Source organism: Pseudomonas sp. B34(2017), assembly GCF_002112915.1.
Lineage (GTDB): Bacteria > Pseudomonadota > Gammaproteobacteria > Pseudomonadales > Pseudomonadaceae > Aquipseudomonas > Aquipseudomonas pharyngis.
In genome coordinates, this window is the sequence record NZ_NEJA01000009.1 from 83,120 (window position 1) to 104,195 (window position 21,076).

At 61.5% G+C, this 21,076-nt stretch carries 19 protein-coding genes; 8 read left to right on the forward strand and 11 right to left on the reverse strand.

The genetic code is table 11. From position 1 onward, the window contains the following. Positions 1-18 precede the first annotated feature (18 nt). Complete coding sequence (locus CAF80_RS26045; protein WP_039770432.1) at positions 19-2,961, forward strand: HD domain-containing phosphohydrolase; 2,943 nt, start codon at positions 19-21, stop codon at positions 2,959-2,961. Here CAF80_RS26045 and CAF80_RS26050 read toward each other — a convergent pair whose 3' ends face one another. Further along, positions 2,962-3,444 (reverse strand): GAF domain-containing protein, encoded by a 483-nt coding sequence (locus CAF80_RS26050; protein WP_039770434.1) that lies wholly within the window; start codon positions 3,442-3,444, stop codon positions 2,962-2,964. Beyond that, a complete protein-coding gene (locus CAF80_RS26055) occupies positions 3,441-4,331 on the reverse strand; it encodes an ATP-binding protein (RefSeq protein WP_007955716.1) in 891 nt (296 codons plus the stop codon). Before CAF80_RS26055 ends, CAF80_RS26050 begins: the two co-directional genes overlap by 4 nt. Positions 4,332-4,497: 166 nt before the next feature. On the opposite strand from CAF80_RS26055, the gene CAF80_RS26060 reads away from it, so the two are divergent. After that, positions 4,498-6,819, forward strand: coding sequence for a response regulator (locus CAF80_RS26060; RefSeq protein WP_039770438.1), 2,322 nt, complete (start codon positions 4,498-4,500; stop codon positions 6,817-6,819). Here CAF80_RS26060 and CAF80_RS26065 read toward each other — a convergent pair. From CAF80_RS26065 to msrB, 3 genes are all read right to left on the reverse strand, one after another. Further along, positions 6,803-7,264, reverse strand: coding sequence for a MarR family winged helix-turn-helix transcriptional regulator (locus tag CAF80_RS26065; protein WP_039770440.1), 462 nt, complete (start codon positions 7,262-7,264; stop codon positions 6,803-6,805). The two genes, CAF80_RS26060 and CAF80_RS26065, sit on opposite strands and share 17 nt — an antisense overlap. Next, the gene (locus CAF80_RS26070; RefSeq protein ID WP_011335290.1) at positions 7,261-7,746 is read right to left on the reverse strand and encodes a glutathione peroxidase; all 486 of its coding nucleotides are present in this window, start codon (positions 7,744-7,746) and stop codon (positions 7,261-7,263) included. Before CAF80_RS26070 ends, CAF80_RS26065 begins: the two co-directional genes overlap by 4 nt. A gap of 102 nt (positions 7,747-7,848) precedes the next feature. Then, positions 7,849-8,244: a peptide-methionine (R)-S-oxide reductase MsrB gene (gene msrB / locus CAF80_RS26075; RefSeq protein WP_039770441.1), complete on the reverse strand. Its 396-nt coding sequence runs from the start codon at positions 8,242-8,244 to the stop codon at positions 7,849-7,851. 225 nt (positions 8,245-8,469) lie between these two features. Here msrB and CAF80_RS26080 point away from each other — a divergent pair, with 225 nt between their 5' ends. Together CAF80_RS26080 and htpX are read left to right on the forward strand one after the other, a co-directional pair. Then, positions 8,470-9,681: a pyridoxal phosphate-dependent aminotransferase gene (locus CAF80_RS26080; RefSeq protein WP_007955711.1), complete on the forward strand. Its 1,212-nt coding sequence runs from the start codon at positions 8,470-8,472 to the stop codon at positions 9,679-9,681. A 303-nt stretch (positions 9,682-9,984) separates the two neighbouring features. Further along, on the forward strand, positions 9,985-10,872 hold the full coding sequence (gene htpX / locus CAF80_RS26085; RefSeq protein WP_074687972.1) for a protease HtpX: 888 nt from the start codon (positions 9,985-9,987) through the stop codon (positions 10,870-10,872). Between the two features lie 56 nt (positions 10,873-10,928). Here the strand turns inward: htpX and CAF80_RS26090 are convergent, their stop codons facing one another. Beyond that, positions 10,929-11,585, reverse strand: coding sequence for a thiopurine S-methyltransferase (locus CAF80_RS26090; RefSeq protein WP_074687974.1), 657 nt, complete (start codon positions 11,583-11,585; stop codon positions 10,929-10,931). Between the two features lie 102 nt (positions 11,586-11,687). On the opposite strand from CAF80_RS26090, the gene CAF80_RS26095 reads away from it, so the two are divergent. After that, positions 11,688-12,455 carry a class III extradiol ring-cleavage dioxygenase gene (locus CAF80_RS26095; RefSeq protein ID WP_074687976.1) on the forward strand — a complete coding sequence of 256 codons (768 nt, stop codon included), beginning with the start codon at positions 11,688-11,690 and terminating at the stop codon, positions 12,453-12,455. Positions 12,456-12,532: 77 nt separating this feature from the next. Here the strand turns inward: CAF80_RS26095 and CAF80_RS26100 are convergent, their stop codons facing one another. Next, on the reverse strand, positions 12,533-14,206 hold the full coding sequence (locus CAF80_RS26100; RefSeq protein ID WP_007955707.1) for a DEAD/DEAH box helicase: 1,674 nt from the start codon (positions 14,204-14,206) through the stop codon (positions 12,533-12,535). A gap of 422 nt (positions 14,207-14,628) precedes the next feature. Between CAF80_RS26100 and CAF80_RS26110 the strand changes: the two genes are divergently transcribed. Further along, positions 14,629-15,420 carry a crotonase/enoyl-CoA hydratase family protein gene (locus tag CAF80_RS26110; protein WP_085668141.1) on the forward strand — a complete coding sequence of 264 codons (792 nt, stop codon included), beginning with the start codon at positions 14,629-14,631 and terminating at the stop codon, positions 15,418-15,420. Positions 15,421-15,423: 3 nt separating this feature from the next. On the opposite strand, the gene CAF80_RS26115 is transcribed toward CAF80_RS26110, so the two are convergent. Beyond that, complete coding sequence (locus CAF80_RS26115; protein ID WP_039770449.1) at positions 15,424-16,179, reverse strand: spermidine synthase; 756 nt, start codon at positions 16,177-16,179, stop codon at positions 15,424-15,426. A 150-nt stretch (positions 16,180-16,329) separates the two neighbouring features. On the opposite strand from CAF80_RS26115, the gene CAF80_RS26120 reads away from it, so the two are divergent. Further along, positions 16,330-17,676, forward strand: coding sequence for a class II 3-deoxy-7-phosphoheptulonate synthase (locus tag CAF80_RS26120; RefSeq protein WP_039770450.1), 1,347 nt, complete (start codon positions 16,330-16,332; stop codon positions 17,674-17,676). Positions 17,677-17,803: 127 nt separating this feature from the next. On the opposite strand, the gene CAF80_RS26125 is transcribed toward CAF80_RS26120, so the two are convergent. Together CAF80_RS26125 and CAF80_RS26130 are read right to left on the reverse strand one after the other, a co-directional pair. After that, on the reverse strand, positions 17,804-19,030 hold the full coding sequence (locus tag CAF80_RS26125; RefSeq protein ID WP_074687982.1) for a winged helix-turn-helix domain-containing protein: 1,227 nt from the start codon (positions 19,028-19,030) through the stop codon (positions 17,804-17,806). A gap of 64 nt (positions 19,031-19,094) precedes the next feature. Further along, on the reverse strand, positions 19,095-19,310 hold the full coding sequence (locus tag CAF80_RS26130; protein WP_039770454.1) for a DUF1127 domain-containing protein: 216 nt from the start codon (positions 19,308-19,310) through the stop codon (positions 19,095-19,097). 97 nt (positions 19,311-19,407) lie between these two features. Here CAF80_RS26130 and CAF80_RS26135 point away from each other — a divergent pair, with 97 nt between their 5' ends. Next, positions 19,408-20,262, forward strand: a complete 855-nt coding sequence (locus CAF80_RS26135; protein ID WP_170844876.1) for a LysR substrate-binding domain-containing protein — start codon at positions 19,408-19,410, stop codon at positions 20,260-20,262. On the opposite strand, the gene CAF80_RS26140 is transcribed toward CAF80_RS26135, so the two are convergent. After that, positions 20,252-21,001 (reverse strand): sulfite exporter TauE/SafE family protein, encoded by a 750-nt coding sequence (locus CAF80_RS26140; protein ID WP_011335299.1) that lies wholly within the window; start codon positions 20,999-21,001, stop codon positions 20,252-20,254. The genes CAF80_RS26135 and CAF80_RS26140 overlap by 11 nt on opposite strands. Between the last annotated feature and the right edge of the window lie 75 nt (positions 21,002-21,076).

Here is a 21,076-nt window from a genome sequence, read left to right on the forward strand (position 1 = left end):
CTACACGGAGAGTCTGCAATGCCCAGCCCACTGCGCCCGGAACAACGCCGGTTTCCGCTGCATGTGCACATCAGCGTCATGTTCACCTTTCTGCTGTTGCTCACCGGAGTGGTGCTGGGTTTGTTCAACTACCACCAGACCACACACATCATTCTGTCGAGTAGTGAAAAGCTGTTCAGCCGGATCGAACAGGATGTACGTCTCGACCTGCAGGCCACTTATGCACCGATCCGGCACCTGCTGAGCCTGCTGGCAGAGACCCCCGCCGCCGGATCTCCCAGCCTTGAATCGCGCATGCCGCTGCTCAAGCCGTTCAGTCAGTCCCTGATGGACAATCCGGATCTGGCCTCGCTCTACCTGGGTTATGAAAACGGCGACTTTTTCATGGTCCGCCCCTTGCGCACGCCAGCGCTGAAAACCCTGCTAAAGGCACCGGACGCAGCAGCGTTTCAAGTCTGGAGCATCGAACATGACGCCAGCGGTCAGACACATTCACAATCACTGTTCTTCGACCAGGCACTGTCCCCGGTCGGCCGACAGGACCACCCCGACGAACCTTATGATCCTCGCAGCCGGGCGTGGTACATCAACGCACGGCAGCAGGCCGAACAGATCACCACCGAACCCTACGTCTTTTTCTCCACCCACAACGTTGGCACGACGCTGGCCCGACGCAGCGGTGAAGACGCCGTGATCGGCGCCGACCTGACCCTTGATGCACTCTCCGCGACCCTGATCAAACACGTGGTGACACCGGCCACGGAAATCGTCCTGTTCGACGCCGACGGCAACGCCGTGGCTTACCCCGACAGCCGCCGGCTGATCGTCGATGACCGCACGGCGCGCCTGGCCAAGGCCGCCGATTTGAGCCCCGCCTTGCACACCTTGTTGTCCGGGCACCAGGGCAATCGGCTCGAAGTGGATGGCCGACAATGGATCGTCGCCCGCAGCCAGCTGCAGGAAGGCGGGCCGAAAGGTTTGCAGATGGCTTTACTGGTGCCCGAAGACGAACTGCTGGTCGACGCCTATCGCCTGCGCTGGCAAGGAGCGCTCATCACGCTGGCTACCTTGCTGCTATGTCTGCCGTTGGGCTGGCTGATCTCGCGGGTTCTGGTGACGCCCTTGCATGCCTTGGTCAAGGAAGCCGATGCAATTCGCAGCTTCGACTTCAACTTCCCGGTGACCCGCCGATCGCTGGTGCTGGAGATTGACCAGTTGAGCCTGTCGATGGCTCGCATGAAAGACACCCTGGCCAGCTTCTTTCGCATCACTGACAGCCTGACCGCCGAAACCCGCTTCGACCCGCTGCTGGAACGGGTACTGTTCGAGACAGTGCAGATCGCCCAGGCCCAGGCGGGGCTGATTTATCTGCGTGAGAACGATGGCAATCGCATGGAGCCCTACGGCCTGGTGGTCGCAGACTCGTCTCAACCGTTGGCGGCATTCGATCTGCAAAGCCGCAGTCTTGATGCCTCGCAAAGCCCCGAATGGTTCCGGCAACTGGCCAACGCCGACACGGTCGTGAGCAACCTGGGTTTCGAACAGGCCACCGACCTGCAGAAAGTGCTGCTGGCCATGGGTTCACCGAGGGTGCATTTGGTTGGAATCCGTCTGCATAACCGGCACAACGAAACCGTCGGCCTGCTGGTGCTGCTGATCGACGATGGCGGCACGCCGAGTGACCTGGAAAAACTCCGGCCAGATCGCATCGCCTTTCTGCAAGCGGTGTCCGGGGCGGCCGCGGTGAGTATCGAGAGTCAACGCCTGCAAGCCAGACAGAAACAACTGCTGGATGCGTTCATTCAACTGCTGGCCGGCGCCATTGATGCCAAGAGTCCTTATACCGGCGGGCATTGCCAGCGCGTGCCGGAACTGACCCTGATGCTCGCCCGTGCCGCTGCAGCCAGTCAGGCCCCGGCCTTCAGCGATTACCAGCCGAGCGAAGACGAATGGGAGGCCTTGCACATCGCTGCATGGCTGCACGACTGCGGCAAGGTCACGACCCCGGAATACGTGGTCGACAAAGCCACCAAGCTGGAGACCCTGAACGATCGCCTTCACGAAATCCGCACCCGCTTCGAAGTCCTCAAGCGCGATGCCTGGATCAACTATTGGCAAGCCCTGGCGTTGGGTGGTGAAGAACAGCAACTGGCCGGTCTGCGCGAGGCCACCCTGACGGCACTGGATGATGATTTTGCGTTCGTCGCCCGCTGCAATCTGGGCAGTGAAACCATGCTCGAGGGTGACCTGCAACGTCTGCAAGACATCGCGCAACGCACCTGGACGCGCACGCTGGATGATCGATTGGGCCTGTCATGGGAGGAGAACCGGCGTCAGGCACGCACCCCGGCACCGACCCTGCCGGTCACCGAACCGCTGCTGGCGGACAAGCCCGAACATCTGCTGGAGCGCGCCGAGAGCGAGCTGATCCCGGAAGACAATCCGTGGGGTTTCAAACTCGATGTGCCGCCCTACAAATACAATCGCGGCGAGCTGTACAACCTCTGCATCCCCCGGGGCACGCTGACCCGCGAAGAACGCTACATCATCAACCACCACATGGTGCAGACGATCCTGATGCTCAGTCACCTGCCCTTCCCCGGGCATCTGAACAGCGTCGCGGAAATCGCCGGCGGGCATCACGAAAAAATGGACGGCACCGGTTATCCCAAGCGCCTGAAGCGCGAAGACATGAGCCTGCCGGCGCGCATGATGGCGATTGCCGACATCTTCGAAGCGCTGACCGCCGCCGATCGCCCGTACAAAAAGGCCAAGTCCCTGAGCGAAGCACTGGGGATCATGGCCACCATGTGCCGCGACGCACACATCGATGCCGAGCTGTTCGAGCTGTTCATTCGCGATGGCGTGTATCTGCAATACGCCACGCGTTTTCTCGATCCACGGCAGATCGATGCCGTGGACCCGGCGGCCGTGCTGCTCAAGGCAGGCCTGACGACGTGATCAGCAATCGGTCAGACGCAGGAAGATCGCCGCCAGCTGTTCGATCCCGGCCTGATCGTCGGTACCAAAACGCGCGAGCTTCGGGCTGTCGAGGTCGAGCACACCGATCAGGCGACCGTCCTTGACCAACGGAACCACCAGTTCGCTGTTCGACGCGCTGTCGCAGGCGATATGGCCGGGGAACGCATGAACGTCTTCGACCCGCTGCGTCTGCAGGCTGGCAGCCGCCGCGCCGCAAACGCCCCGACCGAACGGAATACGCACGCAGGCGATCTGGCCCTGGAACGGGCCGAGCACCAGCTCTTCGTTGCGATTGAGGTAGAAACCGGCCCAGTTCAGGTCATCGAGCTGGTTGAACAGGAACGCCGAAAACTGCGCGGCGTTGGCGATGAAATCGCGCTCGTCCGCCAGCAGCGACTCCAGTTGCGCGGCCAACATGCCATAGCCTTCGAGACCCTGGCCGCTCTGCTGCAAATCGATCATGCCTTGTGCTCCAACAATTTCAGTCCCACCCAATAACGGGCGAATTGGTACGCGCAACGTCCGTTGCGGTTGCCGCGGCCGGTTGCCCAGCGCACGGCGAGGATGTCCAGTTGTTCGTCGCGTTCCCAGCTCAGGCCGGCCTTGGCGGCCAACTGGCCGATCCAGTGCTCGACGACGTTGAGGAAATGTTCCTGGGTAAACGGATAGAACGACAGCCACAGGCCGAAGCGATCCGACAGCGCGATCTTGTCTTCCACCGCTTCGCTCGGATGCAGTTCGCCATCGACGCGCTTCCAGTTTTCGTTGTCGCTTTCCTTCTCCGGCACCAGATGGCGGCGGTTGGAGGTGGCGTACAACAACACGTTGTCCGGCGCCTGTTCGAGCGAGCCGTCCAGCACACTTTTCAGCACGCGGTAGTCGCCTTCGCCGGACTCGAACGACAGGTCATCGCAGAACAGCACAAAACGTTGCGGCAGCTTGGCGATCTGCTCCACCACCCGTGGCAGGTCCGCCAGGTGATCACGCTCGATTTCGATCAGACGCAAACCGGCCTTGGCGTGTTCAGCCAGCAACGCGCGCACCAGCGACGATTTACCGGTACCGCGCGACCCCCACAGCAGCGCATGGTTGGCCGGCATGCCGTCGAGAAATTGCTGAGTGTTGCGGCCCAGTTGCTCCAGCTGCCGGTCGACGCCGATCAGGTCCGACAGGCGCATGTCGAGGCTGACTTCCAGCGGCAGCAGATAACCGCTGCGACCGTCACGTTGCCAGCGCGCGGCGAGGCAGGTGCCCCAGTCGATGACCGGGCGTGGAGCCGGCAGCAGTGGTTCGATCCGCGCCAGAACCGACTCGGCGCGCTCAAGAAAAGCATTCAATCGGGAATCCACGTCTTCTCCTCGGGCTCGTTCACAGTAATGATGGCGGTGCAGCGACGACAGACAGCGTTCGAAACCTGTCCCGGGCCTTGTTACAAGGCGCTTCGGGAACCCCGGAATCCGTGCATGATCGACTATGCTTGAGCAGCGAAGGGAAACGGAAGTGGTTCAACACCCCATGGATATCAAATTCACCCACCGGCTGTCGTACAAACAGGCCCGGCTTACCGTGCTGGTCGGGTTCATTCTGGGCACGCTGCTCAGCCTGCTGCAAATCGGCATCGATTATGCCAGTGAAGACGCGTCCATCAACCGTGAAATCCTGTCGTTGCTGGAAATCAGCCATAACCCGGCCTCGCGCATCGCCTACAACATCGACGCCGAACTGGCGCAAGAACTGACCCTGGGCCTGCTGCGCTCGCCAGCGATCATCTCGGCGCAACTGACCGACAACAATCAGACGGTGCTGGCCAACGTCAAACGGCCGGAGCTGCAAAGCGGCTACCGGATGATCAGCGACTTCCTGTTCGGCGCCAAACGTCAGTTTGAAGACCGCCTCTATCTCGATCACTTGCCCAACGAATCCCTCGGCACCCTGAAACTGGAAGTCGACACCTACGCGTTCGGCAGCCGCTTCCTGCGCCGTGCCGAGGTCACGTTGCTCAACGGCTTCGCCCGCAGCCTGATTCTCACCGGAATTCTGCTCGCGCTGTTCTACGTGATGCTGACCAAACCGCTGGTACGGGTAATCCGCGAACTCAGCGGTCGCGACCCGCGCAGTGCCGAGCCGACCACCCTGGAATGTCCAGCCGGGCATGCCAATGACGAGATCGGCGTGCTGGTCAAGGTCGCCAACCAGCAGTTCGAGAACATCGCCACGGAAATCCAGCAGCGACGCAATGCGGAAAACCGCCTCACTGACTACCTCGCGCAACTCGAAGACATCGTGTCGGCGCGTACCGCAGAGCTCAAGGCGATCAATGCACGACTCAGCCAGTCCAACCAGGAGCTGGAAGTGGCTCGCAGCACGGCGCTGGACATGGCCGAGGCACGCTCGGCATTTCTCGCCAACATGAGCCACGAGATCCGTACTCCGCTCAACGGCCTGCTGGGGATGATCGCTCTCTCGCTCGATGGCCCGCTCAACGCCGAACAGCAGCAGCAACTGTCCATCGCCCACGACTCGGGCAAGGTTTTGGTGGAATTGCTCAACGACATTCTCGACCTGTCCAAATTCGATGCAGGGCAACTTGAGCTGGAACACATTCCCTTCGATCTCGGCTCACTGATCGAAGACACCGCCAACCTGCTGTCACAGAACGCCGCACCGAGTGTCGAGCTGACCTGCCTGATCGATCCTTACTTCCCGGCGCTGGTGCTCGGCGATCCTACCCGGGTCAGGCAGATCGTCAGCAATCTTCTGTCCAATGCGCTGAAATTCACCCGCTTCGGCCGCGTCGATGTGCGATTGTCCACCTGGAAGGAAGGGGTACGCATCGAAGTCTGCGACACCGGTATCGGCATCGCTCAGGAAGCGCAGGTGAAGATTTTCCAGCCGTTTACCCAGGCGGGCGCCGGCATCACCCGCCAATACGGCGGCACCGGGCTCGGGCTGGCGCTGACCTACAACCTGTGCGAAGCCATGCAGGGGCGCCTGACCATAAGCTCCGAAGTGGGTTTCGGCAGTCAGTTCTGCGCCGAACTGCCGCTGCCCTGCCACACCCGCGCGGTGATTCCACCAGCGTTGCACGGCAAAGTGCTCGCGATCACCAACGCGGTCAGCGGCCTGGCGGAACTGCTGGAAAGCCTGCTGCCGGTCTGGGGGCTGACCTATGAGCAGCGAACCCTGGACGACCCGCTGCTCGGCCTCTCCCCCGACGTCATCATCACCGATTGCCCCGAATGCCTGTTCGGCCTGCGCCCGGCGATGACGGCACCGATTCTGCTGGTGACCGCTTATGGCAGCTTCCTGCCGGGTGAAGAAGCCGCCGCCCTCGCCCCGCTGCAGCAGCAGGCGCGACCGCTGGCCCGCAACGCGCTGTATCAGAATCTGCGCCGAACGCTGTTGCCGGACCTCACCACCAACGACCGCGCTCGCCTTGAGAGCGTCTCGTCTCAGCGGCGCGGTCGGGTGCTGCTGGTGGAGGACAACCCGGTCAATCAACTGGTGGCCAAAGGCATGCTGGGCAAGCTCGGCTGTGATGTCGTGGTCGCAGCCCATGGTGTAGAAGCGCTGGATCAGCTGGAACACGACGAGTTCGATCTGGTGCTGATGGACTGCAACATGCCGGTGATGGACGGCTATGAAGCCAGCCGCCAGATTCGTCAGAGCGGTCGCTGGCCGCACTTGCCGATTGTCGCCCTGACCGCAAACGCGATGGCCGAAGAGCGCGAGCGTTGCCGGGCGGCGGGCATGAGCGATTATCTGGCCAAGCCGTTTCGCCGTGAAGAACTGGCGGCGCTGCTGGATCAGTGGATACCGACTACGACAACGCTTTGATCTGGCCCAGCAGGTGATCGAGTCCCTCACGCAGCTCGTTGAGCCGGTCAAGGTCCACCCCGCTGTCGCACAACAGCCGCTCCTTCAAAGGCCCGACCTGTTCACGCAGCGCCTGCCCTTGCAGCGTGAGGCTCAGATGGACCTCACGCTCGTCCCGGGCCGAGCGCTGACGCTGGACCAGCTCAAGTTGCTCCAGACGCTTGAGCAGCGGCGTCAGCGTCCCGGAGTCCAGCGCCAGCCGCTCACCCAGCGCCTTGACCGTTGGTTGCTCCGGTGCGACTTGCTGCCATTCCCACAGCACCAGCATCGCCAGATATTGCGGGTAAGTCAGGCCGAGCTGATCGAGCATCGGCTTGTAGCCACGGATCACCGCCCGCGACGCGGCATACAACTTGAAGCACAGCTGACTGTCGAGCTTCAGCGAATCGGCGGACAGGCTGTTCATTTGAGCAGCGCTTCGATCTCGCGGCTCAGATCCTGCGGCTTGGTGGCCGGGGCGAAGCGCTTGACCAACTGGCCGTCCTTGCCGATCAGGAACTTGGTGAAATTCCACTTGATGCCCTGGGAGCCCAGCACGCCCGGCGCGCGTTTCTTCAATTGCACAAACAGCGGGTGCGCACCGGTCCCATTGACTTCGATCTTCTTGAACAGCGGGAAGCTGACACCGTAATTCAGCTCGCAGAACTCGCTGATGGCGCCCTCGTTGCCCGGTTCCTGCTTGCCGAACTGGTTGCACGGGAAGCCCAGCACCACCAGGCCCTGATCCTTGTAGGTCTGCCACAGCTCCTCAAGGCCTTTGTACTGCGGCGTGAAACCGCATTTGCTGGCGGTATTGACCACCAGCACCGCCTTGCCGGCGAAATCGGCGAGGGTCTTTTGCTCGCCCTTGATGGTGGTGCACGGAATATTCAGCAGGTTATCGCTCATGGTGCGCACTCTTGAGAAATGGATAGACGGCAAAAATAGCGAGCAATTGAATTGTGTGCAATTTAATTGTTCGAAAGGCGACCCGTGGATCGCCCATATCGGTTACTCGCGCGGCACCAGGTCCAGGCACACCGAGTTGATGCAATAACGCAAGCCGGTCGGCGGCGGGCCGTCAGGGAAGACGTGGCCCAGGTGCGCATCGCATTTGGCGCATTTCACTTCGGTGCGGATCATGCCGTGGCTGGTGTCACGGATTTCGGTCATGGCGCTGTCGCCGATCGGCGCGTAGAAACTTGGCCAGCCGCAACCGGAATCGAATTTGGTCCTGGAATCAAACAACGGCTCGTTGCAGCAGACGCAGTGATAGACACCGTCAGTCTTGGTGGCGTTGTATTTACCGGAGAACGGTCGCTCGGTGGCACTGAGACGACACACGTTGTATTGCTCAGGGTCGAGCATCGCCCGCCATTCTTCCAGGGTCTTTTCAATCTTTTCCATCATCACACCTCAGCGGCTGAAAAAGCCCGATCTGTACCTTTTCCACGGATCGGGCGGCACGTATGATTGCGCCTCGTCACACGCCAGTCTGGCAGCGGGTTCCTGCGCATTCAAACGGATTGTTGGAAACCGCCGCTCGAGACACTTGCCTGTGTGAAGACGCAGGATTCCCAGCACGGTTGTCCACCCGCCGCCTGGATCGTTCATTTTCGGGATCACATCGCCATGCAGTTCAGCAAATCGAACAAGCTCGCCAACGTCTGCTACGACATTCGCGGCCCGGTGCTCAAGCACGCCAAACGACTGGAAGAGGAAGGCCATCGCATCCTCAAGCTGAACATCGGCAACCCGGCACCCTTTGGTTTCGAAGCGCCGGACGAAATTCTCCAGGATGTGATCCGCAACCTGCCGACCGCCCAGGGCTACAGCGATTCCAAAGGCCTGTTCAGCGCGCGCAAGGCGGTGATGCAGTACTACCAGCAGAAGCAGGTCGAAGGTGTCGGCATCGAAGACATCTACCTGGGCAACGGCGTGTCCGAGCTGATCGTGATGTCGCTGCAGGCGCTGCTCAACAACGGCGACGAAGTGCTGGTGCCGGCGCCGGACTACCCGCTGTGGACCGCTGCCGTGAGCCTGGCCGGCGGTAACGCGGTGCATTACCTGTGCGACGAGGGTGCCGACTGGTTCCCGGACCTGGCCGACATCAAGGCCAAGATCACCCCGAACACCAAGGCGATGGTGATCATCAACCCGAACAACCCGACCGGCGCGGTGTATTCGAAGGAAGTACTGCTGGGCATGCTGGAACTGGCCCGTCAGCACAACCTGGTGGTGTTCTCCGACGAAATCTACGACAAGATCCTCTACGACGACGCCGTGCACATCTGCACCGCTTCGCTGGCCCCGGACCTGCTGTGCCTGACCTTCAACGGTCTGTCCAAGTCGTATCGCGTGGCCGGTTTCCGCTCCGGCTGGATCGCCATTTCCGGGCCGAAACACAACGCCCACAGCTACATCGAAGGCATCGACATGCTGGCCAACATGCGCCTGTGCGCCAACGTGCCGAGCCAGCATGCGATCCAGACCGCCCTGGGTGGCTATCAGAGCATCAACGATCTGGTTCTGCCGCAAGGCCGGTTGCTGGAACAACGCAACCGTACCTGGGAACTGCTCAACGACATTCCCGGCGTGAGCTGCGTGAAGCCGATGGGTGCGCTGTACGCGTTCCCGAAGATCGACCCGAAAGTCTGTCCGATCCACAACGACGAGAAATTCGTGCTCGACCTGCTGCTCTCCGAGAAGCTGCTGGTGGTGCAAGGCACGGCGTTCAACTGGCCGTGGCCTGACCACTTCCGCGTGGTCACGCTGCCGCGGGTCGATGACCTGGACATGGCCATCGGTCGCATTGGCAACTTCCTCAAGTCGTACCGCCAGTAACCGGCGCTCAGTGCGCAACGGCCCGAACGTTGCGCACTGTCTGATTCAGCAACACTTCTGCTGCTCCCCTCCTCCAGCACCTTCTACACTTGCGAGTCATACGAATCATGCGTGCCTGACGCAATGAGACCGGGTGCCGCGTGCCTGTCATCCATAGCGGATTCGGCAGTGGGAAATATCCCATGTCCGACGAATCCGGTGTAGGACACAGTTTGAAATAGTCACTCGGTTGAATCGCCAGGTGCCGCACCTTATATACCCCGCAGTACGCTACATCTTTAGCTTGAGGAGACTTCTACAACCATGATGCGCATCCTGCTGTTTTTGGCCACTAACCTGGCGGTCGTGCTGATAGCCAGCATCACCCTGAGCCTTTTCGGCTTCAACGGGTTCATGGCGGCCAACGGGGTTGATCTCAACCTCAGTCAGCTGCTGGTTTTCTGTGCAGTCTTTGGTTTTGCCGGTTCCCTGTTCTCGCTGTTCATCTCCAAGTGGATGGCGAAAATGAGCACCAGCACCCAGATCATCACCCAGCCACGTACTCGTCACGAGCAGTGGCTGCTGCAAACCGTCGAGCAACTGTCCCGGGAAGCCGGGATCAAGATGCCCGAAGTCGGTATTTTCCCGGCCTATGAAGCGAACGCCTTCGCCACCGGCTGGAACAAGAACGACGCACTGGTCGCGGTCAGCCAGGGCTTGCTCGAGCGTTTCAAGGAAGATGAAGTGCGGGCCGTGCTGGCCCACGAGATCGGCCACGTGGCCAACGGCGACATGGTCACCCTGGCGCTGATACAGGGCGTGGTGAACACCTTCGTGATGTTCTTCGCGCGGATCATCGGCAACTTCGTCGACAAGGTGATTTTCAAGAACGAAGAAGGCCAGGGCATGGCCTATTACATCGCGACCATTTTCGCCGAACTGGTATTGGGCATTCTGGCCAGCGCAATCGTGATGTGGTTCTCGCGCAAACGCGAGTTCCGTGCCGATGATGCCGGCGCCCGCCTGGCCGGTACGGGGGCGATGATCAACGCCTTGCAACGCTTGCGCGCCGAACAGGGCCTGCCGGTGCACATGCCTGACACCCTGAATGCCTTCGGCATCAACGGCGGTATCAAACAGGGGTTTGCTCGCATGTTCATGAGCCACCCGCCGCTGGAAGATCGTATCGACGCCCTGCGTCGTCGCGGCTGATCAGCCCCGCTCCAACAGAAAGGCCCGCAGCGATGCGGGCCTTTTTTGTTGTTCTGTTACTGAGGAGTCAGGCGGTACACCCGCTCTTCCAGCCGTGTCACACCCGCCTGCAGGAACTTCCCGCTTTCGCTCAGTACGTCCTGTTCTTCCAGCGCCTGCACCGCCCAGTCGCCACCGAGCAGCTGCTGCACCTCGGCATCTGTCACCGCAAACGGCGGCCCGGACATCCGAGCCTGATCGTAATCCAGCGTGATCAGCAAACCACGCAGCCCCGTCGGCAGGATGCTCAACAAATGCGCCGCATAGCGCTCACGCATTGGCGCCGGAAAGGCGATCAGCGCCGCACGGTCATACAACGCCGTGCAATCGGCCACATCGTTCGCAGACAAGGCGAAGAAATCCCCGCACCACAACTCGATCGCGCCGGCCCGATAAACCTTGAAGCTGCCCTCTTCACTGATCTGCGGCTGCAATTGCTGCTCACGGAAGAAGTCTTCCACGGCCTTCTCCGACAGCTCGACGCCGAGCACCCGATGCCCACGCCCGGCAAGCCACAGCAGATCCAGGCTTTTCCCACACAACGGCACCAGCACACGCGCCTGCGCCGGGATGGCCAGATCGGGCCAGTGCCGCTGCAAATAAGGGTTCACCTCCGGCTGGTGAAAGCCGATCTGGTTCGATTCCCACTTCTTGTGCCAAAACTCCGGCTGCATGCATCCTCCAAAGAATTCGATCAAAAGGCGTTAAAACTTATATTGGAATTAGATCAATGAACTGACTGAAGATGAACCATCTTAACGCTCAGGAACCTTTCCATGTTTCCCAGCCTGTTTATCTCCCATGGCTCGCCCATGCTGGCACTTGAGCCCGGCGCCAGCGGCCCGGCCCTGGCGCGGTTGGCGGCCGAACTGCCACGCCCGAAAGCCATCGTCATCGTATCCGCCCACTGGGAAAGCCATGAGCTGCTGGTCAGCGGCCATCCGCAACCGGAAACCTGGCACGACTTCGGCGGTTTCCCCCGCGCGCTGTTTGAAGTGCAGTATCCGGCCCCGGGCGATCCGCAACTCGCCCGTAGGGTTGCCGATCTGCTGACCGCCAACGACCTGCCGGCACGCCTCGATCCACAACGACCGTTCGATCACGGTGTGTGGGTGCCGCTGTCGCTGATGTACCCGCAGGCTGACATCCCGGTGGTGCAGGTTTCCCTACCGAGTCGTGGCGGTCCGGCGCTACAGAACCGCGTCGGCCAGGCGCTGGCCAGGCTGCGCGAACAGGGCATTCTGTTGATCGGCTCCGGCAGCATCACCCACAACCTGCGAGAACTGGACTGGCACGCCGGCCCGGAGAGCGTCGAACCGTGGGCGCGGGACTTCCGTGACTGGATAGTCGACAAGCTGGCCGCCAACGACGAAGCCGCCCTGCACGATTACCGTCAGCAGGCACCGAACGCAGTACGCAACCATCCAAGCGACGAGCACCTGTTGCCGCTGTACTTCGCCCGAGGTGCCGGCGGTGATTTCAGCATTGCCCATCAAGGTTTCACCATGGGCGCACTGGGCATGGACATCTACCGCTTCGGCTGATGCCCAAATCGCAGGCATAAAAAATCCCCGAACCAGTCGGGGATTTTTTATGTTCGATCAATCAGCCCAGAGGCGGATCAATCTTCGCGGTAGCGACGCAGCTTCAACTGCTTACCGGCAACGCGAGTGTCCTTCAGCTTGGTCAGGAGTTTGTCCAGACCATCTTCCGGCAGCTCGACGAGGCTGAAGCTGTCACGCACCTGGATGCGACCGATGGCTTCACGTGCCAGACCACCTTCGTTGAGGATGGCGCCCAGCAGGTTTTTCGCCGCGATACCGTCACGCGCGCCCAGCGCGGTACGGCAACGGGCACGGCCTTCGCCCAGTGGCATCGGAGCACGACGCTCGCGGTCACCACGGTCCGGACGATCACCGGAACGCTCAGGACGGTCGCCACGTGGCGCGCTGTTCGGCACCAGTGGACGTTCCTTCTCGATCGCTGCCAGGTTCAGCGCCTGACCATTGGTGGCCTTGCGCAGCAGTGCGGCAGCCAGGGCGCGTGGGGTGCAACCGATGTCGGCGGTCAGGCGATCCAGCAGATCACCGTGAGTCGATTCGGCGTCAGCCACCAGCGGCGACAGGCTGTTGGTCAGCTTCTTGATGCGGGCATCAAGAACGGCCTGGGCGTCCGGCAGACGCACTTCGGCAACTTTCTGACCGGTTACACGCTCGATTACCTGCAGCATGCGGCGCTCACGTGGCGTCACCAGCAGCAGCGCGCGGCCTTCGCGACCGGCGCGGCCGGTACGGCCGATACGGTGCACGTAGGATTCCGGATCGTACGGCATGTCCACGTTGAACACGTGGGTGATGCGCGGAACGTCCAGACCACGGGCGGCAACGTCGGTCGCTACAACGATGTCCAGACGGCCATCTTTCAGCGAGTCGATCACGCGCTCACGCTGGTTCTGGGCGATGTCGCCGTTCAACGCGGCGGCTTTGTAGCCTTTGGCGTCGAGGGCGCTGGCCAGATCCAGGGTCGCTTGCTTGGTGCGCACGAACATGATCAGAGCGTCGAAATCTTCCACTTCCAGCAAGCTGAGAACGGCAGAGGTCTTCTGGTCAGCGTGAACCAACAGGTGAGCCTGTTCGATCGCGGTAACGGTCTGGGTCTTGCTCTGGATCTTCACGTGCTTTGGATCGCGCAGGTGACGCTCGGCGATGGCACGGATCGATTGCGGCAGGGTCGCCGAGAACAATACGGTCTGACGAGTTTCCGGCATGGCCTTGAAGATCACTTCGAGGTCGTCCATGAAGCCCAGTTTGAGCATTTCGTCTGCTTCGTCGAGAACCAGGTGGTTCACGGTCTGCAGCACTTTTTCGTCGCGACGCAGGTGGTCGCACAGACGGCCCGGAGTGGCGACAACGATCTGTGCGCCATTACGGATTGCTTTCAATTGTGGGCCCATCGGCGCGCCGCCGTAGACAGCCACAACAGTTACGCCCGGCATTTGCTTGGCGTAGGTTTCGAAAGCGGTTGCAACTTGTAGCGCCAACTCACGAGTTGGGGCCAGGATCAGAGCTTGCGGCTCGCGCTTGGACGGATCGATGCGGTGCAGGATAGGCAGGGCAAAGGCAGCGGTTTTACCGGTACCGGTTTGCGCCTGACCAATCATATCGTGACCGGCGAGGATGATCGGGATCGACTGCTGCTGAATGGCCGAAGGCTCTTCATAGCCGGTAGCGACTACTGCAGCGACAATATTGGGATGAAGTTCAAGAGCGGCGAAGCCGCCGATTTCCTGGGTCATGGGTCTGCCTCTAAGTGCATCCGCAAAGACCCATGCTCCAAAGCTGCACATGCCGTGTTGAGACTCAAGAGTCGCCCTGGCAGCTTTGTCGGCGGGGATTTGCGAAAACGAATGAATGAAAAAGAATCGTCAAGGAAGAGCCCGCAGTGCGGACGTGCAGCCGAAGCTGACTTCGGGGAATTGCGCTACCTAAACGCGGCCCGGTTAAAGGCCGGCGCGCACTATACCGGAATTTGCCCAAAAAGGGAGCTTTTTTTATCGGAGAAATACAGTTGTCACCGCTGTGTAATGGGGTTTTGCGGATAATCGGGCAAAGGTCTATTTTTCAAACACCCCGGCCCTGCGGGCGATGGCGCTTAAACGATTCACCGATGTGCGGCATCTGGTCGCTGCACCCTTTCTTCCCCTGCGAGGAAACACCCATGAATCAGCCCTGCCCCGGCCGCGTGAGCCGTGCGCGTCACGGCCACGTGCATTTGATCGGTCTGGACCGCGTCGCCAAGCGCAATGCCTTCGACCTCGACCTGCTCAACGACCTGGCCCTGGCCTACGGCGAATTCGAGGCCGACAGCGACGCACGGGTGGCGGTGGTGTTCGGGCATGGCGAGCATTTCACCGCCGGGCTTGATCTGGTGAATGCCAGTTCCGCTCTCGCTCAAGGCTGGCAAGTGCCGCCCGGCGGCTGCGATCCATGGGGCGTGTTCGTCGGGCCACGGGTCAGCAAACCGGTGATTGTTGCCGCGCAGGGTTATTGCCTGACCATCGGCATCGAGCTGATGCTCGCCGCCGACATCAACCTGTGCGCGAGCAACACCCGCTTCGCGCAGATGGAAGTGCAGCGCGGGATCTTTCCGTTCGGCGGCGCGACGTTACGCTTTCATCAGATCGCCGGTTGGGGCAACGCGATGCGCTGGCTGCTGACCGGCGACGAATTCGATGCCCACGATGCGTTGCGCCTGGGTCTGGTGCAAGAGGTCATGGCCAGCGAGGATCTGCTGCCGCGCGCCATCGAACTGGCCGAACGGATTGCCCGGCAGGCGCCGCTGGGCGTGCAGGCGACGCTCATGTCGGCGCGTCAGGCACGCTATGAAGGCGAAACCTCGGCGGCTAAGAGCTTGCCGCCGCTGGTGAAGAAGTTGCTGGCCACCGAAGATGCCAAGGAAGGTGTGCGCTCGCTGGTGGAGCGCAGGCCCGGCGTTTTCAAAGGCCTTTGAAGATCAGGTTGCCGGACGGATGCAGTTGATCAACGACTGCAACGAGTAGCCCAGCTTCGGCGCCAGCGCTTCAGCTCGTGCCGTCAGCGCCTGCATGTCCAGCGCCTGATCGAGATCTGCCGGCACGATCAGAATCACATTGCCCTCCTTCACCGGCAGCTCCCAGTAATGCCGGTGATAGAGCCCGCGCAACAGCGCCGCGCCCAACGGTTTGCCGTCGTCGGTGGCCCATTGGTTGATCACCAGCCAGCCACCGGGATTCAGACGTTTCTGACAGTCCCCGAGAAAATTCCACGCAAGGTGCCCGGCGCCGGGGCCGACATCGGTGTACAGATCAACGAAGATCAGATCCGCCGGTTCAGCGGTCGGCAGCAGTTCGAGGGCATCGCCGACGCGGATGTACAGCCGTGGATCGTCATCCAGCCCGAGGTATTCGATGGCCAGACGCGGCACGTCCGGGCGCAGCTCGATGGCTTCGACGTCTTCCAGCGGCAGGAACTTGAGGCAGGCCTGGGTCAGCGTGCCCGCGCCCAGGCCGAGGAACAGCGCGCTCTCCGGCTGCTCATGGCACAACGCGCCGATCAGCATCGCCCGGGTGTAGTCGTACTCCAGCCAGCTCGGGTCGGCGGTGAACACGCAGCTTTGCTCGATGGCATCGCCGAACTCCAGAAAGCGGTAGTCGGCCACTTCCAGCACGCGAATCACGCCGAACTCATCCTGTACCTCGGCGAGCAACAGCTCGACGCGCTCCTCAGTCATTTCGTCTCCTGGTGGTCACCGGGCGCGGTGACGCGATGGCACCGCTGCGGTGCCGTGGCAAAGCGGCGATTGTCGGCGAAGCGGCGGGAGCAGGTCACGCACTAATTGCTGCTAACATGGCCGTCCGTGCGTAGAACCTTAGAGACCGTGATGAGCCAACCCTGGAGCCCTGACAGCTGGCGCGCCCTGCCGATCCAGCAACAACCCCAATACCCCGACGCCGCGCATCTGCGCCAGGTCGAGCAGACGCTGGCCAGCTATCCGCCGCTGGTGTTTGCCGGCGAAGCGCGCGAGCTGCGCCGTCAGTTTGCCGAAGTCACCCAGGGCCGGGCGTTCCTGCTGCAGGGCGGCGACTGCGCCGAAAGCTTCGCCGAGTTCTCCGCCGCGAAGATTCGCGACACCTTCAAAGTGCTGCTGCAAATGGCAATCGTCATGACCTTCGCCGCCGGTTGCCCGGTGGTCAAGGTCGGGCGCATGGCCGGCCAGTTCGCCAAGCCGCGCTCGGCCAACGACGAGACCATCGACGGCGTGACCCTGCCGGCCTACCGGGGCGACATCGTCAACGGCATCGGTTTCGACGCCGCCAGCCGCGTACCGGACCCGGAGCGTCTGCTGCAGTCCTATCACCAGTCCACCGCCACCCTCAACCTGCTGCGCGCCTTCGCCCAAGGCGGTTTTGCCGACCTGCATCAGGTGCACAAGTGGAACCTGGACTTCATCGCCAATTCCGCGCTGGCCGAAAAGTACAGCCATCTGGCCGACCGCATCGATGAAACCCTGGCCTTCATGCGCGCCTGCGGCATGGACAGCTCGCCGCAACTGCGCGAGACCAGTTTCTTCACCGCCCACGAAGCGCTGCTGCTGAACTACGAAGAAGCCTTCGTACGCCGCGACAGCCTGACCAACGATTACTACGATTGCTCGGCGCATATGCTGTGGATCGGCGACCGCACCCGTCAGCTCGACGGCGCCCACGTCGAATTCCTGCGCGGGGTGAACAACCCGATCGGGGTCAAAGTCGGCCCGAGCATGAACCCCGACGACCTGATCCGCCTGATCGACGTGCTCAACCCGGACAACGATCCGGGTCGTCTGAACCTGATCGCGCGGATGGGCGCGAACAAGGTCGGCGATCACCTGCCGGCGCTGATCCGTGCGGTGCAGCGTGAAGGCAAGCAGGTGCTGTGGAGCTCCGACCCGATGCACGGCAACACCATCAAGGCCAGCAGCGGTTACAAGACTCGCGACTTCGCGCAGATTCTTGGTGAGGTGAAGCAGTTCTTCCAAGTTCATGAAGCGGAAGGCAGCTACGCCGGCGGCATCCACATCGAGATGACCGGGCAGAACGTCACCGAGTGCATCGGTGGCGCGCGGCCGATCACTGAAGATGGTTTGTCGGATCGCTATCACACCCACTGCGATCCGCGGATGAATGCCGATCAGTCGCTGGAACTGGCGTTTCTGATCGCCGAAACCCTGAAGCAGGTTCGTCGCTAAGGTTCGATATCTTTAGCGTCTGAGTTGGCCTCATCGCGGGCAAGCCCGGCTCCCACAGTATCGAAGTCGTACATTTAATTAACGACTCGGCCACTGTGGGAGCTGGCTTGCCAGCGATGAGGCCGGTTCAGTCGCAGCCGATCTGAACCATAGCCATCCGGAGCCGACCGGCACTTTCCCGCTGACAATTGAGCTGCACCCGCGCGAGCCCCAACCAGTCCGCCATGCGCCGCAGGTTCAGCGCCAGGGCCAGCATCCCCGCCTCGTCCAGCCCCGTTTCTTCCTCGTGCACCGCATGCACCGCCAACCGCCCCGCCGCCCGTTCGGCGCGCAGATCAACTCGCGCGGCAATCCGTTCGTTGTGCAGGAACGGCAACACGTAATAGCCGTAGACCCGCTTGTCCTGCGGCGTATAAATCTCCAGCCGATAGCGAAAATCGAACAGCCGCTCGGTCCGACTACGCTCCCAGATCAGTGAGTCAAACGGCGACAGCAATGCACTGGCCTCGACCTTGCGTGGGACTTTTGGCTCGGGCAGGCAATAAGCGATCTGCCGCCATCCGGCGACTTCGCAAGTCAGCAGTTGTCCGTCCTCGACCAGTTCGGCCAGACGCGGGCGGGCATCGGAAGGATTCAGGCGGAAGTAATCACGCAAGTCTTTTTCCGTGCCGACACCGAGCGCCTGCGCTGCATGCAGCAGCAAACCGCGCTGCGACTCAGCCTCATCGGGCAATGGCTGTTGCAGCACGGAAGCCGGAATCACCCGTTCCGGCAAGTCATACAATCGCTCGAAACCACGGCGTCCGGCGACGGTGACTTCGCCAGCGGCAAACAGCCATTCCAGTGCGTGCTTTTCCGCGCTCCAGTCCCACCACGGCCCGGCCTTTTCCTCGCGGGTCGACAGACTGCCGGCGCCCAGTGCGCCCTGCTCCTCGACCGACGCCAGTACCCGGCGAATGGTGTCCTGTTGCTCGCGACCAAACCGCGCCAGTTGCTGATAAATATCCTCACCGCGCCTGGCCCGCTGCATGCGCCAGCCCATCAACGGGTACATCGACAACGGCAGCAGCGACGCTTCATGGCCCCAGTATTCGAACAGCGAACGACGTCGCCCCGAACTCCAGGCAGCCTGGTCGAGCAAGTCAGCAGAGTAGGAACCAAGACGGGAAAACAGCGGCAGGTAGTGCGAGCGCACCACGGCGTTGACGGAGTCGATCTGCAACAGACCGAGGCGTTCGATCAGCCGGTTGAGGTGCATGGCCTTGACAGCCGGCAGCTGGCGCCCGTGAAACCCTTGGGCAGCCAGTGCCAGACGTCGAGCCTGTTTAAGGGAAAAGGACAGTGTCGCGGGCATGTGTACCTCCATGTCTGCTCGCAACCTACCTCACCTGAAAGTGGTTTGTGTAGCGATGGCCTCATCATTTATGCATCGGATCGTCCCAGAACGGCCGCACCGACTCGTGTTCGACATCGGCACGGCTGACCCCGATGTCCTTGAGCGCTTCGTCGCTCAGGCTGGCGAGCAGCTCGCGCTCACGGTGCAATTCGTACCACCGGCTAAACTTGTGCAACAGATCGGAAACGATATGGCCGGAAAATTTTTCTTCGCCTGCGTACTCTCTTTGACCTTTCATCGTGTTGCCTCCTTTTTGGGATGGCTCAAGTCTCCCGCCAGAGCTACGATCAATCCAACGAATGTTTCTGATGGCATGCATCACGGAGATTCATCAATTGTCGGCATATCCCAGTATCGATACCGATGTCCTGCGCACCTTTGTCGCAATTGCCGATCAGGGCGGTTTTACCCGCGCCGGCGAAATGGTCAACCGCACCCAATCGGCCGTGAGCATGCAGATGAAGCGTCTGGAAGAGGACGTATTGCAGCGGCAGTTGTTCGAGCGCGACGGGCGTCAGGTGCGCCTGACCGCTGAAGGCCAGGTGTTGCTTGGCTATGCGCGGCGCATCCTGAAACTGCACAGCGAAGTGTTCAACACCCTGCGCGAGCCACACATGGTCGGCACAGTGCGGATCGGCACGCCGGACGATTACGTGATGCGCTTTCTGCCGGGGATTCTGTCGCGTTTTGCGCAGTTCTATCCGCTGATCCAGATCGAAGTGCATTGCGAGTCGACCAAACAATTGCTGCAGCGCACCGACTTGGATCTGTCGATCGTCACCCGCGAGCCGGGCAACGAGATTGGCCAGTTGCTGCGCAAGGAGCGCTTCGTGTGGGCCGAGGCGCAGAATTTCAGCGCCCACGAGCAGACGCCGCTACCACTGGCGATGTTCAACAGTGATTGCTTCTGCCGCCTGTGGGCCTGCAATGCGCTGGACGCGATGGGCCGCGAATACCGGATCGCCTACAACAGCACCAGCCTGTCGGCGCTGATGGCAGTGGTGAGCGCGGGTCTGGCGATCACCGCGCAGCTGGAAAGCCTGATTACCCCCGACATGCGGATTCTTGGAGATGCCGAAAATCTGCCGCTGCTGCCCGAGGCCAGCATCATGCTGATCCGCAACCTCAACAACCCCTCGCCGATCACCGAATGCCTGGCCGAGCACATCGTCGAAGGCTTCAAACTTTAAAGGCGAGCATCACCGCACACAGCACCAGGAACCCGCAGAACAGACCGCGCAGGAGTTTTTCCGGCATCGCGTGGGCCACTTTCACGCCCCAGCTGATGCTGGCCAGACCGCCGATGGCCAGCGGCAGGCCGATCATCCAGTCCACTTCGTGGTGCACCGCGTACGTCACCAGCGTGACGCCGGTGCTCGGCAATGCCAGCGCCAGCGAAAGCCCCTGAGCGACCACCTGAGTGGTGCCGAACAGACTGGTCAGTACCGGCGTCGCCACCACCGCCCCGCCGACACCAAACAAACCACCCATGGCGCCTGACGCCGCGCCGAGCACGCCCAGCCACGGCCATGAATAGCGCATCTCGGAAGTCGCCGCCGGGCGCGCGCCAAACATGCGCACCAGGTTGTAAGCCGACAGCGCCACAAGGAACGCGACAAACCCGATGCGCATGGTCTGCGCGTCGATGCCCACGGCCCAGATCGAGCCGATCCACGCGAAACAGAATCCCATCACCGCCAGCGGCAACGCATGGCGGAGTTCGATGCGGTTACGCTGGTGATAACGCCACAGCGCCAGCATCACGTTCGGCACCACCATCACCAGCGCCGTGCCTTGGGCGATCTGCTGATCGAGCCCAAACCACACGCCCAGCAGCGGAATGGCGATAAGCCCGCCACCAATACCGAAGATCCCACCCAGAGTACCGAGGGCGGCGCCAAACAACAGGTACAGCAAAAACTCGATCACAGCAGAATTCCTCAAACGTCAGTCGACTCATCCTACGCAGTCGGCGCTGGCACGGAAACGCACAGCAACGCACAA